A 12,825-nucleotide genomic window follows, 5' to 3' on the forward strand; every position below is an offset into this window, starting at 1 on the left:
CTGCATGCACCGCGCGCCGGCTGGGCCGGCGCCCTTCGACCTGAACCGGAGTACTCGTCATGTTGCCCGTGAAAAGCGCTTTGCCCCTGCTGTTGTCCGCCACCTTGCTGGCCTCTGCGGTGCAAGCCGCCCCCAGCGTCTACCCCACTGGGGTGACCCGCTACGATCCGGCCAAGGCCTATAACCAGTACGTGATCTTCAGTGGCGCCGACAAGCAGACCCACCTGATCGACATGAACGGCAACCAGGTGAAGAGCTGGCCCCAGGCCGGCTTCCCCTCGGCGATCATCGACCCGCAGCTGGTGGGCGGCGAGCGCGGCCGGGTGCTGTTGCAGCTCAAGGACAAGGCGCCCGGGCCCCTGGGTTCGGCGGGCAATGGCCTGGGTAACCAGAGCGTCGGCGAGCTGGACTGGAACGGCAAGGTGCTCTGGCAGTGGGGCGACCAGGCCCCGGGCGGCGCCGCCCAGCAGCATCACGACCAGCGTCGCCTGAGCAACGGCAACACCCTGGTGCTGGCCAACAAGGTGCACCAGGTGGCGGGGTTCAAGGTACCCCAGGTGATCGACGACGCGATCTATGAAGTGGGCGCCGACGGCCAGATCAAATGGCAGTGGCTGGCCTCCGCGCACCTCAAGGAATTCGGCTTTACCCCGGCGCAACTGAAGCTGGTGTACGCCACCGACAACCCCGACTACCTGCACATCAACAACCTCAGTGTGGTGGGCCCCAACCGCTGGTTCGATGCCGGCGACCAGCGCTTCGCCCCGGACAACCTGCTGATCGATTCGCGCAACGCCAACTTCATCGCCATTCTCGACAAGCACAGCGGCAAGGTGGTCTGGCGCCTGGGGCCGAACCTGGCGCCGATCAACCCGAAGACCGCGGCCAAGCTGCCGCGCCCGGTGGACCAGTTCGTCGGCCAGCATGACGCCCATATCATTCCCGCCGGCTTGCCCGGGGCCGGGCACCTGCTGGTGTTCGACAACCAGGGCACCGCCGGCTACCCCTCGGTGCCCCTGGGGCTGATTGCCGGCTCCCGGGTGCTGGAGATCGACCCCATCAAGAACGAGATCGTCTGGCAGTACAGCGCCGCCAGTTCGCGGCAGCCGGGCTGGGCCTTCTACAGCTCGTTCATCAGCAGCGCGCGGCGCCTGCCCAACGGCAATACGCTGATCGACGAAGGCATGAACGGGCGCTTCTTCCAGGTCACCGCCAGCGGTGAAATCGTCTGGGAATACGTCAGCCCCTACCTGGGCAAGGCCCCGGGCAGCGAGGCCATCAGCAACTGGGTGTATCGCGCTCTGCCGGTGAGCTACGACTGGGTGCCCCAGGACACGCCGCGTTCGGAAACCGCGGTAAGCGTGCCGGAATCGGGGTTGAAGCAGGCCAGTGCCAGCGCGGGGATCTGAGCTTGAGGCCCTGCTGTGGCTCCGGTTGGGTCGGGTTGGTGCCCCAGCGGGAGCAAGCTCCCTCGCCACACAATGAGGTGCGGGAGCAGCCCTGGGCAGTGCCTCAGAAGTAGAAGAACAGCCCGGTGTCCCGTTCCAGGGCCAGTCGATTCAGGGCGATCAGCTTGTGGATAAGTTCGTCCCCGGGCGTCGCGGCCCGCATCAGGATCGACAGGGCCATGGAGAGGGCGGCTTGGCCCTGGATCGAAGCGTCTTCGTAGTCGTCGATCAGGGTGCCCAGGGCACGGTTCAGGCTGGGCAGCAGGTCGCTGTGGAGCAGGGCCGCCCACTGCTCCGGGGACAGGGCCAGTTCCTGCAGGTCGCCCGCCAGGCACTGGTCCAGGTCCAGGCGCTGCATGGCCGCTTTGCTCAGGGGCACGACTATCGATTTCATGCTTGCCACAGCTCGACAAAGGCCTGGAAGTCGGGGGCCACCGGGTAGCGCCTGGCGCTGTCGGGATCGAAGACTTCCACCGCCACCGAGGGGCTGTTGAAGTCCAGGCAGATCAGCAGCCCGCCGGCATCCCGGGCAATCGCCAGGCAACCGGCGGCGAGCCCCGGCACGCGACCGGCGCTGGCGTACCAGAGCAGGCTCCAGGGCTGGTGGTCCAGGCTGAACTCGAAGAACTCACTGATGCAGGTGAAGGCGCTGCCATAGGGGAAGGTGCCGACCCCTGGGGTGGCGGCTGCGGCGTATTGCACCAGGTCCAGGTACAGCGCCGGGAATTCGACCCCGAGCTGTTGCTGCACCTGGGCGATCAGTTGTGGGTCCACCGCAGATCCGGGTTCTATGTCCCAGGCATTCCAGTCCGTGGTCATGCTTGCCATGCGCCTTGTGATTGAGGGGCCGCGCCCGCGCGATAGGCACCGGGCGGGCGTGGGGAGGCGATTGTAGGCCCATCCCCAAGCCCGTGGTAGGCGCTATTTGCAGCTGTGGCCTTCGGGCAGGGTGACGCTGTATTTGCGTTGCACCCGGTTGCGGAAGTCCAGGTTGTCCAGGCCCTCCTGCACCAGGAAGTCCTCGACCTTGGCGTCCTGGCAATCTTCGTTATAGGACGACACCCGCATCAGGAATACCGTGCGCCGGCTCTGGGCGTCCTTGGCCTCGACATTGAAGGTGGAGAGGGTGGTGTAGCCGGTTCGCTCGGAGCTGCCCACCGCGCCCCAGGTCATCACCGGGGTGCTGTTGCACACCAGGTTCTGATCCTTTTTCGAGCTCTGCTTGCACACCGTCTTGGTGCTGCTGGGGACCTGGCCGTAGTCGGTGGCGGTGTAGCGGTAGCTGGTGTTCTTGCTGCCCACGTCGAGGGCAATTTTCATCCGGAACGGCGGGTGGTTGTTCGGCTGCGGGGTGTCGGTGTACACCTGCTTGAAGCCCATGCCATGCAGGGCTGCAACCATATCCCGCAGGTAGTAGCGGGCGTTGAGGGCGTGGGCTTCGTTGGTCTCGTTGACGGTGACCAGCACCGGCGCCTGGGGATCGAAGTAGTAGTCCGGAGCGGGGGTGGCGTTGATCGCAACCTCGAGCTTGTTGGCGCAACCGGTGAGAAAAAGGGCGAACAGAAACAGCGGGCAGAGCAGGTAGCGAGTCATGAATAAGCCAATGTGCAACGTGAGGAATGGATAAGGCTTTAACGATCGAGACTCGGTTCGAACAAACGCGGGGGTGTCATGCCGGCTCGCTGGCCTGGTACTCCAGCAGGTCGCCTGGCTGGCAGTCGAGTGCGGCACAGAGTTTGTCGAGGGTCTCGATTTTCATCCCCTTGACCTTGCCATTTTTCAGCAACGACAGATTCGCCTCGGTAATGCCCAGGATGGCGGCGAGCTCTTTCGAGCGAATCTTGTTTTTAGCCATGACAACGTCAAGCCGAACGATAATGGTCATCTCATTGTTCTATATGTAGTGACTGTGCTCATCACTGAGGACTTTGGCGTCGCGCATGATAATGGAAAACGAGCAGAGCAAGATTCCTTTGACCACCTCGTAGGCCGCGTAGGACGAGAAGCCCGCAGAAATCTGCAAGATGCGCTGGCCCGGCGGCAGGTCGATGGACAGGGCCAGGCCTTGCAGGGTTTCCACCATGGGGAAGGTGGCCGGGGCAACTATCCACAGCATGCCCACGCGCCAGAGGATGCGGATATTGCGATCGCTCCAGGTTTCACCGCGGGACAGCCGCAGGAAGAACACCCCGGTCAGCCACAGGGCGAAGCTCGACAGCAGCAGGGGCAGGAAGTCGAGGATCACCAGCAGGGTGAAGCTTGCGGAGGAGAGTTTGAAGTCGGCTTCCAACAGGCGTGGCGAGTGGTCGGCGAACACGCTGAGCAGGGCGCCCAGGACCTGGTCCTTGCTGTAGAGCCAGAGTCCGGCGTTGCCGCCAAGCTCCACCACGCCCATGACCCAGGCCAGGATCGCGGCCAGCAGGCCGACCCGTCGCAAGCGGTATTGGGCCGAGCCGTTGATTTGGGAGTTCATGCGGTATTCCTTGCAAAACTGGGGGGTGGCGAATTATTGATAAAAAATTATCGAATTACAATAATTTATTTCTCGGTAGATGCCGCTGGTTTAGAGCCCGAAATGATGTTGTGGCGAGGGAGCTTGCTCCCGCTCGGGCGCGCAGCGGCCGTAAAACCTGGGGTTGCGATAGAGAGGGAGTGCATATCCCGTATCTAAGCCTCGCACCCGCAGTAATGGATATGCGCGCCACTCCATCGCAATAGCGCACCGTTTCTTTGATTTTCTAGAATGTTAGGTATACGTTACATTCAATCAATTTTGTTAGGTATATAGAACATGGACTACCTTCTGATCACCTCGCGCCTGGGCGAGCAGGTTCGCCAGCGCCGTCTGCATCGTGGCCTTACACAAGCCAGCCTGGCCGCCTTGGCCGGTGTGACCCGGCAGAAGGTCATCGCCGTCGAGCGCGGCGACTTGTCGGTGGGCATGGCGGCCTATGCGCGAGTGCTGGCCGCCCTGGACTGTGAGTTCACATTGGTGCCTGCTGCCATGCCCACATTGGATGAGATCCAGGGAGTGTTCGACTGATGAGCACGACACTGCAGGTCGCAACCCCGGCCGGTGAGAGTGGGAAGATCCACCGTGGCGCTGGCGATTATCTGTTTCGCTACCACGATGATGCTCGGGCACAGGCAGCGGTCAGCTTGCTGATGCCCGTGCGTCTGGATGAATACCGTTATCGGGAGTTGCACCCGATATTCCAGATGAACCTGCCTGAAGGCTATGTCCTGGAGCAACTGCGCAACCGCCTGGCCAAGGTGGTCAAGGTCGACCCGATGTTGCTGTTGGCGCTGTCCGGCAGCAGCGCGCCCATCGGGCGGGTCGCGGTGAGTTCGCCAGAAGTTGATGCGCTGTTGCAGCGACAGCAGTTTTCCGGGGAAAAGCTGGAAGAAATCCTCGCTTGGGATGGCGCCGAGGACATCTTTGCCGACCTGGTGGATCGCTACATCCTGCGTGCCGGGATATCCGGCGTGCAGCCCAAGGTCATGGTGCCTGAGCGGAATGACACCGGGTCGCAGCGTTTTACCTCGAAGACTTCCGAGCTGATCATCAAGAGCGGCCGGGATGAGTTTCCGGGGTTGGCGATCAACGAGTTCCTGTGCATGTCTGTGGCCAGGGAGGCGGGCATTGCGGTGCCGGAGTTCTACCTGTCCGATAACGCCAAGCTGTTCGTCATGCGCCGTTTCGACCGGGACGCGCAGCTTGATTGCCTGGGCTTTGAAGACATGGCGGCATTGATGGGGCTGGGCGCGGAGCAGAAATACAGCAAGAGCTATTCGGCTATTGCCAAGGCCGTGCGCCTGTTTTGCTCGCCTGAGCAGGTACAGGATTCACTGGCGCAGCTGTTTGCCATGGTGAGCCTGAGCTGCATTGTGGGTAATGGCGATGCTCACCTGAAGAACTTCGGGTTGCTGTATTCCGACCCTGGCCAGCGCGATGCGCGGCTGGCGCCGGCCTACGATATCGTCAACACCACCGCCTACCTCCCGCAAGACGTGTTGGCCCTGGATCTGTTGGGCAACAAGTCTCTGTTCGCCTCGCGGCAGGGGTTGCTGGAGTTTGCCGAGGTCTGTGATGTGGCTCGTCCGCAAGAGGTTATTCGCGGGCAGTTGGCAGCACTGGAGCAGGTGTTGAACCGATCGGCCGAATGCTGCGAGCGGGCACCGCATGTTGTCGCGGCGATCCGGCAATCTGCCGAGCCCTTTATGAAAACTTTTGGCTAGCACCCGTATTGCCTGGCCGTGTGTTGCTGCGGTGTGCCGTCTGGTTCGTCCGAGGCCTTCCGCAGCTTTGACGAAGAGCCCACGCCGCGCCCCTGCTGATTTTTTTACTGTGGCGAGGGAGCTTGCTCCCGCTCGGCTGCGCAGCGGCCGTAAACCCTGAGGCTGCTGTCTTGTTGGTGTGCATATCCGTTGCTGCGGGTGTGGCGGCTGGTGGTTTCGCCCTTACGGCGAGTCCCTTTTTACAGTCGCCTAAAAAGGAACCAAAAACGCTTGCCCCTCCACTCGGTGCCTCGCTTAGGCTCGGCATGCCCTTACTCCGGCATTGATCCGTGGGCCGCCGCCACAGGCCATCCATGGCCTGGGGCGGCTAACCCGGCGTCCTGCCGGGTTACCCACGGATCAATGCCTGCGTGCGGCCAGCGTGGTTAACGGGGCCTTTGAGATCAAGATCAATAGCCAAAGCAAGACGGCGGCCTGTCGGCCGGCCTGAAGATGGGGTGTGCGTATCCCTTGTAGGAGCTGCCGAAGGCTGCGAACGGGTTGGACGGCACTCCAACAGGGCGCAGGTCCGGGCACCGCGGTGTATCAGGCCAAATGTGAATGCAGGTTTTGCGGCTGCTTTGCAGCCGTTCGCAGCTTGTCACGCAAGGTTACGAGGTATCTCGGGCCATCGTAGGAGCGGGCTTGCCCGCGAAGGCGGCCGCAAGAACGATGCAAGACTTCGGCACAAATCGCGTGAGGAATACAGTTGCTAGGCAAAGCAGCCAGGTTGGCGATAGGGAATGGCTCAGTCGCGACGGGGTTCCAGCAGGTCGAACGATAGAACTTTGATCTGCATATCGGCGCTATAGACGAATCCAACCCGGGCACTGGGATGCAGATGCTCCGGCAATCGGTAGCTCTCCCAAGCATTGAGCATGCGTTGCCCGTCCGCGGATGGCGTGCGCTCTCCCGAGCGCAAGGGCGTGCCCAGCAGGCTGCGGATTTCCTCGTGGGTCATGGTGCGTGAGAAGGGGGCGGGCAGTTCGCCGCTGTAGAACGAGCGCCCCTCTTCAAGGGGCATAAGCTCAATCAGTACCTTTTCCAGGGCCAGGCTGTCTTCCCAGAAATCCAGGGCCAGGCCGGGCTCGACAAATACGGTCAGCCATTCGAATTCGTCGTAGATCTTGTCCGTCGGGGGCTCGATGCTTTCGCCTTGGGCGAGCAGTTCTTCGTAGGTGAGGCCCAGGTTCTTTACCCAGCGGCCGATCGTTGCGGCGTCCATCGCTATGCCTGTGTCCTTGATGTCGGGAGGGGATTCTACGCTGCTCGCCTCTGCGGCACTTGCAGCGTTCGCAGGCGGTTTATTGAGGAGAGGCATCAGGCAGGCTGTGGCGCTGTGTCGGGCTGGGTCCTGACCTGATAGCTGTCAGGGCTGAAAATCCGCGTCAGAAGAAGCATCGCCAGCACGCCGATAATCAGCACCCACCAGGCGCTGGCAAAGCTGCCGCTGACTTGCCGCAGCCAGCCGCTGAGCCACGGCGAAATGGCGTTGATCAAAAAGCCCACGCCCTGGACGAATGACGCCAGTTGCCCGGCTTCCCGTGGATCACGGCGGTGATCCAGGGTGAGGATCAGGCTCAGGCCGAAGCAGGCGCCGAGGCCGAAGCCGATCAGCGCCAGCCACAGGTGCGGCGCTTGCAAGGGCCACAGCACCAGGCCGAGAAACCCCGTGGCCTGGGCCGCAAGGCTGATGCCCAGCAACGGTCGGCGGTCGCTGCTGCGCTGGGCCAGGGCCGGCATCAGCAGGGCGGCGGTCACTTGGAAAACAGTCATGAAGGCCAGCAGCGAGCCGCTCTGGGCGGCGCTCCAGCCCATCTGCAGGTAGTAGGCCGGCAGCCAGGCCACCATGCTCATGTAGCCGCAGTTCACCAGGCCAAAATACAAAGCCAGCAGCCAGGCGCGGCGGTTGCTCCAGAGCCCGCTGGCGCTGGTGCTGTTGCCCATGCGGCGCCCGGCGCCCAGGGGCAGGCCGGCCCAGAGCAGCAGCGCGGCCATGGCCGGCAGCAGCCAGATGCCAAGCCCCGCCTGCCAGTTGCCGAAGTGGCTGGCTACCTGCGGGCTGAGCAGGGCGGCGATGCCGCCACCGCCCATCAGCGAGGCTGAATAGACCCCCATGGCCAGCGCCACGCGCTGCTGGAACTGGCGCTTGATCAGGGCCGGCACCAGGGCCTGGATCAAGGCCACCCCGGCACCGCCCAACAGGGCGGTGGCGAGCAGGGCTGCGGCATGCCCGAAGAACAAGCGCAGCAGGCAGGCCAGCAATACCAGCAGCAGGCCCAGGGAAACGCCCCGGCGCTCGCCGAGACGGGCTTCGATCCGTACCCCCAGCAGGGCCACCAGGCCCATGCAGATCACCGGCAGGCTGGTGAGCCAGGCACTGCCCTGGAAACTCATGCCGGTGGCGCCGCGAATGTCGTTGAGTAGCGGGCTCACTGAGCTGAGGATCGGCCGCAGATTGAGGCCCAGGCACACCAGCAGGGCCCAGCCGGCAAAGGTCTTGAACACCGATTCAGTTCGCGGCATGGCGCTGCTGCCAGTCCTGGTAGAGGACGCTCATCGCCGCCTGGGGCAGGTGCAGCAGCGGCAGGCGCTGGGCGTCCAGGGGCTGGCTCAGCTGTTGATAGATGGCCGCGGTGGACAAGCCGAAAGGCTCTGCCTGCTGGTTGCTGGCGGCGTACACCGCGCGGGACACGCCGCACAGGTACAGGGCCGCCAGGCACATGGGGCAGGGCTGGCCGCTGGCGTAGATCACGCAGCCGTCCAGGCGCGGGCCCAACTGCCGGCTGGCGGCGCGGATGGCGAGCATTTCGGCGTGGGCGGTGGGGTCCTGGCTGAGGTGGATTTCATTCACCGCCTCGGCCAGTACCTGGCCGTTGCGCACCAGCAGGGCGCCGAACGGGCGGCCGCCCTGTTCGACATTGCGCCGGGCCAGTTCAACGGCCCGTTGCAGGTAGTGTTGATCGTCGTTCATCAAGGGTTCCGAGGAAGAGGGGGAGCAGCACGCAATGGAGTTGCATCAGAACTCCTGGTTCCGGTTGCTGAACGAGAAGTATGGTGAGCCGGTTTAGTATTCTGAAATTAAATATAATCATGCCAATCAGTGGGAAATTGGATGGTGTGAAAATGCTGGACCCCGTGCTGTTACGCAGTTTTGTCGCAGTGGCCGACAGTCAGAATTTCACCCGCGCCGCCGAGCGCCTGCACCTGACCCAGTCCACCGTGAGCCAGCAGGTGCGGCGCCTGGAAGAGAGCCTGGGCTGCCAGTTGCTCGATCGCGACCAGCGCCTAGTGGTGGCCACGGTGGAGGGCGAGCGCTTGCTGGGCTATGCCCGGCGCATTCTGGCGCTGCATGAAGAGGCCAGCGATGTGTTGGTCAATCAGCGCAGCGAGGAGGTGCTGCGCCTCGGGGTGCCGGAGGACTTTGCCGCCGAACGCCTGATGCCGCTGCTGGCGCGCTTTGGCCTGGACCATCCGGCGGTGCGCCTGGAGGTCAGCAGCGGCCTGGGGCCGGAGCTGCTACGCCAATACCGGCGTGGTGAGTTCGACCTGCTGCTGGTCAAGCAGATGGGCCACAGCGATGACTGCCTGGAGTCCTGGCCCGAGCCCTTGTGCTGGGTCGACAGCCTGCGCCAGCCAGCCTTTGGCCGCGATCCACTGCCCCTGGTGGCATTTCCGCTGGGCGGCCTGTACCGCCAGGAAATGCTCCACCACCTGGAGGTCGGCGGCTGGCCCTGGCGCATTGCCTATTCCAGCGCCAGCCTGGCCAGTGTCTGCTCGGCGGTGGCGGCGGGCCTGGGCATCAGCCTGTTGCCGGTGCGGGTGTTGGACAAGGGCCATCGAATACTCGACGTGGGCAGCGGCTTGCCGGATATCCAGGGCGTGCGCCTGGCGCTGTATGCCGGCAGTGGCTTGAGCGCGGCCGGTCGGCAGTTGCAGGAGCGGATAAGGGCAGTGGCGAGTGACAAGCGGTAAGTTGCAAGAGGGGAGTTATAAGTACTTGGGGTTTGTTTATAAGTTATAGAGGGCGGGTTGCAGGCTATAGCTATTTAGTTAGTGGTTGTAGGTGTTTATTTTGGACAGTTGGATAAATGCCGACCATGCTGGGTTTGCAGGTTCAAGAAAGAACTTGCTTCATTGGATGAAACTTCAACCGCAGAAGGAATACCGCCCATGTCGAGCATCAATGGCACCTATGTGAACCACAACGCTGACGCCCGTCTGATCGTCACCGATGGCAATGACGCCAACGGCTCGTTCAGCGGTGAGTTGACCCAGGCCGGGGTCAAGTACAGCGTGGCCGGACATTACCACTTCCAGAACAGCAGCGGCCAGCCGACCATCATCAATGTCTCGGGCTACAACGACGGCTATGGCTACCAGGCCTGGGCGCTGTTTTCCCCCGATCACAACTACGCGCGGCTGCGGGCCTCTGGCGCCCGCAGCAACTTCAGTGGCGATGTAGTCGGCCTGAGTGGCGAGTTCGTCAAGCAGTAACTATTTCCACAAGTAAGTGCCGCTGGATATTCGCTGGCTTATATAAGGCAGCGCAGTATTGCAGCGGCTTTTTCGTGCCTGGAATAAAGTTCATCCGAAAGAGTATGGCACTTGCTTAGTTGCTTTTAATCAGCGCGCTGGTGGTTGAAGAACTTTGCTAACGGCAACTTTCGATGCCTTGAAGGAATATTTTCAATGCCCGCAAGGCATGACTTTTCATCGACTTGGCTGCAGCCCTTGAATAACGGGGCCTGGGGCATTTTCGCCAACTTCAATATTCCATTCAGGTCTATATATAACTTGAAAGATTACTTTAAGAGATAAGCCGAGGCCGTCGATCATGGATTCCACGGCAGCGTTGCGTGGGGGCCGTTCAAACGCCGTTGTCGGGTTATTCGCAAAAGACCGTAGGGAGTGAATCCATGGGCAATGTCCAGACCGCCGCCAGTGCACATGAGGTGCCGTGGCGCCAGGCACCGAGTGGCGAGTTGGTCGATCTTGGCCGGCCGCATCGCCTGCCACTGGGCCAATTGCGCCTGCAACGCACCCCCCGGGGGGTACTGCGCCGTCGTGAGGCGATCCTCCTGGGGGTGGCGGCCCTGGTTCTGCACGGCGCGGTGATCTACTGGCTGAGCCAGAAGCCGGCCCCGGTGCTGCCAATTGTGCCGCCGGAAATTCCGCCCATGACCATCGAGTTCTCGCACCCGGCGCCGCCAGTGGTCGAGCCGCCACCGCCACAACCGGCACAACCCGTGGTGGAGCCACCGCCGCCGGTGGAGGATGAGCTGGCGGTGAAGCCGCCGCCACCCAAGCCGGTGCCCAAAGCCAAGCCAAAACCTGTGCCCAAGCCCGAGCCGAAACCTGCGCCCAAGCCGGTGCAGCAGGCCCCGGCAGCACCGCAGCCCGCGGCGCCGGTCGCCGCTCCGGCGCCTGCCGCGCCACCCGCTCCGGCCCCTGTCACTCCGGCCTCCGCCAGCGCCGCCTACCTGAAGAACCCGGCGCCGGAATACCCCTCCCTGGCCCAGCGCCGGGGCTGGGAGGGCACGGTGCTGCTGCGGGTGCATGTGCTGGCCAGCGGCAAGCCGGGAGAGATCCAGATCCAGAAAAGCAGTGGCCGCCAGCAGCTCGATGACGCGGCCCTGGCCGCGGTCAAGCGCTGGAGTTTTGTCCCCGCCAAGCAGGGCGATGTGGCCCAGGACGGCTGGGTCAGCGTACCCATCGACTTCAAGATCCATTGAGCCGCAAGGCCGATCAAATCATTCGCGCTAAACGCTTACACAGAGGGAACACATCATGACGTTACTGGCATCTCCACTGGAATCCATCGAAAGCGCGGTGATCTGGCTGCTGGTGGTCTTCTCGGTCGCCACCTGGGGCCTGGCCCTGGTCAAGGGCGTGCAGTTCGCCCGCCTCAAGGCCCAGGATCGCAAGTTCCACAAGCAGTTCTGGGCAGCCTCGAGCCTGGATTCCGCCGCCGTGCTCAGCGAGACCCAGCCCGGCGCGGCAGCCCGGGTGGCCCAGGCCGGCTATGCGGCGATCCAGGTGGGCGAGGCGCCCCATGCCGCGGACCTGAGCCAGGCCATCAACCATCAGGACCGCCTCGAACGCGCCCTGCGCCAGCAGATAGTGCGGGAACGCCGCTCCCTGGAAACCGGCCTGGCGGTGGTCGCCAGCATCGGCAGCACCTCGCCCTTTATCGGCCTGTTCGGCACCGTGTGGGGAATCATGGACGCCCTGAAGGGCATCAGCGCCGCTGGTTCGGCCAGCCTGGAAACCGTGGCCGGGCCGATTGGCGCGGCCCTGGTGGCCACCGGCGTGGGGATCGCCGTCGCGGTGCCGGCGGTGCTGGTTTACAACTACTTCCTGCGGCGCCTGAAACTCACCGCGGCCGACCTCGACGACTTCGCCCACGACTTCTACAGCCTGGCGCAGAAGCACTCGTTTCGCCTGCTGATCCACCCGGGCCTGCACAAGGCGGCAACCCCGGGCAGCCCGCAGAAAGTCAAGGAGGCGTCCTGACATGGCCTTCTCCACCCAAGACAGCGATGAAGTGCTGAGCGAGATCAACGTCACCCCCCTGGTGGACGTGATGCTGGTGCTACTGGTGGTGTTTATCGTCACCGCGCCGCTGCTGACCAACGCCATTCCGATCAACCTGCCCAAGACCGAGGCCGTGGCCCCGGTGGAGCAGAAGGACCCGCTGGTGGTGAGCATCGACGGCGCCGGCCAACTCTTTATCAACAAGGACCCGATCCAGCCGCAGCTGCTGGAAACCAACCTGCAGGCGGCCAAGGCCAAGGACCCGGAGGTGCGGGTGCAGCTGCAGGCCGACGATGGCGTCAATTACGGAGAAGTGGCCCGGGCCATGGCCTCCATCGAGCGCGCCGGCATCACCAAGCTGTCGGTGATTACCGCGCGCTGAAACCGAGCAACAAAGCCACGACTTTTCAGGCCGTCTCCTGGGCAGGGTGCGGCCTTTTTTTTGGTTCTTCACGGATTACCGGGAAAGACGCTCTTGATCTTCATAAAAAAGAATTCGCTATCCCGGTAACCGTACGCCATCCGTTTGATGACCTTTATTCGATTGTTTATCCCTTCCAGT

At 63.0% G+C, this 12,825-nt stretch carries 17 protein-coding genes; 8 read left to right on the forward strand and 9 right to left on the reverse strand.

Annotated features, from left to right (window positions below; genetic code table 11):
- Positions 1-59 precede the first annotated feature (59 nt).
- Positions 60-1,409 carry an aryl-sulfate sulfotransferase gene (locus J4P02_RS27515; RefSeq protein ID WP_426196323.1) on the forward strand — a complete coding sequence of 450 codons (1,350 nt, stop codon included), beginning with the start codon at positions 60-62 and terminating at the stop codon, positions 1,407-1,409.
- A 103-nt stretch (positions 1,410-1,512) separates the two neighbouring features.
- Here J4P02_RS27515 and J4P02_RS27520 read toward each other — a convergent pair whose 3' ends face one another.
- From J4P02_RS27520 to J4P02_RS27540, 5 genes are all read right to left on the reverse strand, one after another.
- On the reverse strand, positions 1,513-1,842 hold the full coding sequence (locus tag J4P02_RS27520) for a hypothetical protein (protein WP_426196325.1): 330 nt from the start codon (positions 1,840-1,842) through the stop codon (positions 1,513-1,515).
- Entirely contained in the window at positions 1,839-2,267 is a 429-nt protein-coding gene (locus tag J4P02_RS27525) for an SMI1/KNR4 family protein (protein WP_426196327.1), read from the reverse strand. The genes J4P02_RS27520 and J4P02_RS27525 overlap by 4 nt, the downstream gene beginning before the upstream one ends.
- Positions 2,268-2,369: 102 nt before the next feature.
- The gene (locus J4P02_RS27530; protein WP_426196329.1) at positions 2,370-3,041 is read right to left on the reverse strand and encodes a hypothetical protein; all 672 of its coding nucleotides are present in this window, start codon (positions 3,039-3,041) and stop codon (positions 2,370-2,372) included.
- Positions 3,042-3,117: 76 nt separating this feature from the next.
- Positions 3,118-3,333 carry a helix-turn-helix domain-containing protein gene (locus tag J4P02_RS27535; RefSeq protein WP_016963103.1) on the reverse strand — a complete coding sequence of 72 codons (216 nt, stop codon included), beginning with the start codon at positions 3,331-3,333 and terminating at the stop codon, positions 3,118-3,120.
- Positions 3,334-3,342: 9 nt separating this feature from the next.
- The gene (locus J4P02_RS27540; protein ID WP_426196332.1) at positions 3,343-3,921 is read right to left on the reverse strand and encodes a hypothetical protein; all 579 of its coding nucleotides are present in this window, start codon (positions 3,919-3,921) and stop codon (positions 3,343-3,345) included.
- Positions 3,922-4,239: 318 nt separating this feature from the next.
- Between J4P02_RS27540 and J4P02_RS27545 the strand changes: the two genes are divergently transcribed.
- Both J4P02_RS27545 and J4P02_RS27550 read left to right on the forward strand, forming a co-directional pair.
- Positions 4,240-4,491, forward strand: a complete 252-nt coding sequence (locus tag J4P02_RS27545; RefSeq protein WP_426196334.1) for a helix-turn-helix transcriptional regulator — start codon at positions 4,240-4,242, stop codon at positions 4,489-4,491.
- Complete coding sequence (locus J4P02_RS27550) at positions 4,491-5,687, forward strand: type II toxin-antitoxin system HipA family toxin (protein ID WP_426196336.1); 1,197 nt, start codon at positions 4,491-4,493, stop codon at positions 5,685-5,687. Before J4P02_RS27545 ends, J4P02_RS27550 begins: the two co-directional genes overlap by 1 nt.
- 787 nt (positions 5,688-6,474) lie before the next feature.
- Here J4P02_RS27550 and J4P02_RS27555 read toward each other — a convergent pair.
- The 3 genes from J4P02_RS27555 to J4P02_RS27565 form a co-directional block, all read right to left on the reverse strand.
- On the reverse strand, positions 6,475-6,951 hold the full coding sequence (locus J4P02_RS27555; protein WP_426196339.1) for a DUF6392 family protein: 477 nt from the start codon (positions 6,949-6,951) through the stop codon (positions 6,475-6,477).
- Between the two features lie 95 nt (positions 6,952-7,046).
- The gene (locus tag J4P02_RS27560) at positions 7,047-8,252 is read right to left on the reverse strand and encodes a CynX/NimT family MFS transporter (RefSeq protein ID WP_426196341.1); all 1,206 of its coding nucleotides are present in this window, start codon (positions 8,250-8,252) and stop codon (positions 7,047-7,049) included.
- The gene (locus J4P02_RS27565; protein ID WP_426196343.1) at positions 8,239-8,700 is read right to left on the reverse strand and encodes a nucleoside deaminase; all 462 of its coding nucleotides are present in this window, start codon (positions 8,698-8,700) and stop codon (positions 8,239-8,241) included. Before J4P02_RS27565 ends, J4P02_RS27560 begins: the two co-directional genes overlap by 14 nt.
- 152 nt (positions 8,701-8,852) lie before the next feature.
- Here J4P02_RS27565 and J4P02_RS27570 point away from each other — a divergent pair, with 152 nt between their 5' ends.
- The 5 genes from J4P02_RS27570 to J4P02_RS27590 all read left to right on the forward strand — a co-directional run bounded on the left by J4P02_RS27570 (position 8,853) and on the right by J4P02_RS27590 (position 12,645).
- A complete protein-coding gene (locus tag J4P02_RS27570; RefSeq protein WP_426196346.1) occupies positions 8,853-9,701 on the forward strand; it encodes a LysR substrate-binding domain-containing protein in 849 nt (282 codons plus the stop codon).
- 198 nt (positions 9,702-9,899) lie between these two features.
- Positions 9,900-10,223: a hypothetical protein gene (locus J4P02_RS27575; RefSeq protein ID WP_426196347.1), complete on the forward strand. Its 324-nt coding sequence runs from the start codon at positions 9,900-9,902 to the stop codon at positions 10,221-10,223.
- 422 nt (positions 10,224-10,645) lie between these two features.
- Positions 10,646-11,461 (forward strand): energy transducer TonB, encoded by an 816-nt coding sequence (locus J4P02_RS27580; RefSeq protein WP_426196349.1) that lies wholly within the window; start codon positions 10,646-10,648, stop codon positions 11,459-11,461.
- Between the two features lie 55 nt (positions 11,462-11,516).
- The gene (locus J4P02_RS27585) at positions 11,517-12,242 is read left to right on the forward strand and encodes a MotA/TolQ/ExbB proton channel family protein (protein ID WP_426196352.1); all 726 of its coding nucleotides are present in this window, start codon (positions 11,517-11,519) and stop codon (positions 12,240-12,242) included.
- Position 12,243: 1 nt separating this feature from the next.
- Positions 12,244-12,645: an ExbD/TolR family protein gene (locus tag J4P02_RS27590; protein WP_426196354.1), complete on the forward strand. Its 402-nt coding sequence runs from the start codon at positions 12,244-12,246 to the stop codon at positions 12,643-12,645.
- Between the two features lie 68 nt (positions 12,646-12,713).
- Here the strand turns inward: J4P02_RS27590 and J4P02_RS27595 are convergent.
- Positions 12,714-12,825 (reverse strand): transposase (locus tag J4P02_RS27595; RefSeq protein ID WP_036984840.1); only part of this gene is annotated, 112 nt, incomplete at its 5' end.

The sequence above is a fragment of the Pseudomonas sp. NFXW11 genome (assembly GCF_049887815.1).
GTDB lineage: Bacteria > Pseudomonadota > Gammaproteobacteria > Pseudomonadales > Pseudomonadaceae > Aquipseudomonas.

Coding starts and splice junctions, on each gene's coding strand:
- J4P02_RS27515 (WP_426196323.1), top strand. CDS start 60: ATGTTGCCCGTGAAAAGCGCTTTGCCCCTGCTGTTGTCCGCCACCTTG.
- J4P02_RS27520 (WP_426196325.1), bottom strand. CDS start 1,842: ATGAAATCGATAGTCGTGCCCCTGAGCAAAGCGGCCATGCAGCGCCTG.
- J4P02_RS27525 (WP_426196327.1), bottom strand. CDS start 2,267: ATGACCACGGACTGGAATGCCTGGGACATAGAACCCGGATCTGCGGTG.
- J4P02_RS27530 (WP_426196329.1), bottom strand. CDS start 3,041: ATGACTCGCTACCTGCTCTGCCCGCTGTTTCTGTTCGCCCTTTTTCTC.
- J4P02_RS27535 (WP_016963103.1), bottom strand. CDS start 3,333: ATGACCATTATCGTTCGGCTTGACGTTGTCATGGCTAAAAACAAGATT.
- J4P02_RS27540 (WP_426196332.1), bottom strand. CDS start 3,921: ATGAACTCCCAAATCAACGGCTCGGCCCAATACCGCTTGCGACGGGTC.
- J4P02_RS27545 (WP_426196334.1), top strand. CDS start 4,240: ATGGACTACCTTCTGATCACCTCGCGCCTGGGCGAGCAGGTTCGCCAG.
- J4P02_RS27550 (WP_426196336.1), top strand. CDS start 4,491: ATGAGCACGACACTGCAGGTCGCAACCCCGGCCGGTGAGAGTGGGAAG.
- J4P02_RS27555 (WP_426196339.1), bottom strand. CDS start 6,951: ATGGACGCCGCAACGATCGGCCGCTGGGTAAAGAACCTGGGCCTCACC.
- J4P02_RS27560 (WP_426196341.1), bottom strand. CDS start 8,252: ATGCCGCGAACTGAATCGGTGTTCAAGACCTTTGCCGGCTGGGCCCTG.
- J4P02_RS27565 (WP_426196343.1), bottom strand. CDS start 8,700: ATGAACGACGATCAACACTACCTGCAACGGGCCGTTGAACTGGCCCGG.
- J4P02_RS27570 (WP_426196346.1), top strand. CDS start 8,853: ATGCTGGACCCCGTGCTGTTACGCAGTTTTGTCGCAGTGGCCGACAGT.
- J4P02_RS27575 (WP_426196347.1), top strand. CDS start 9,900: ATGTCGAGCATCAATGGCACCTATGTGAACCACAACGCTGACGCCCGT.
- J4P02_RS27580 (WP_426196349.1), top strand. CDS start 10,646: ATGGGCAATGTCCAGACCGCCGCCAGTGCACATGAGGTGCCGTGGCGC.
- J4P02_RS27585 (WP_426196352.1), top strand. CDS start 11,517: ATGACGTTACTGGCATCTCCACTGGAATCCATCGAAAGCGCGGTGATC.
- J4P02_RS27590 (WP_426196354.1), top strand. CDS start 12,244: ATGGCCTTCTCCACCCAAGACAGCGATGAAGTGCTGAGCGAGATCAAC.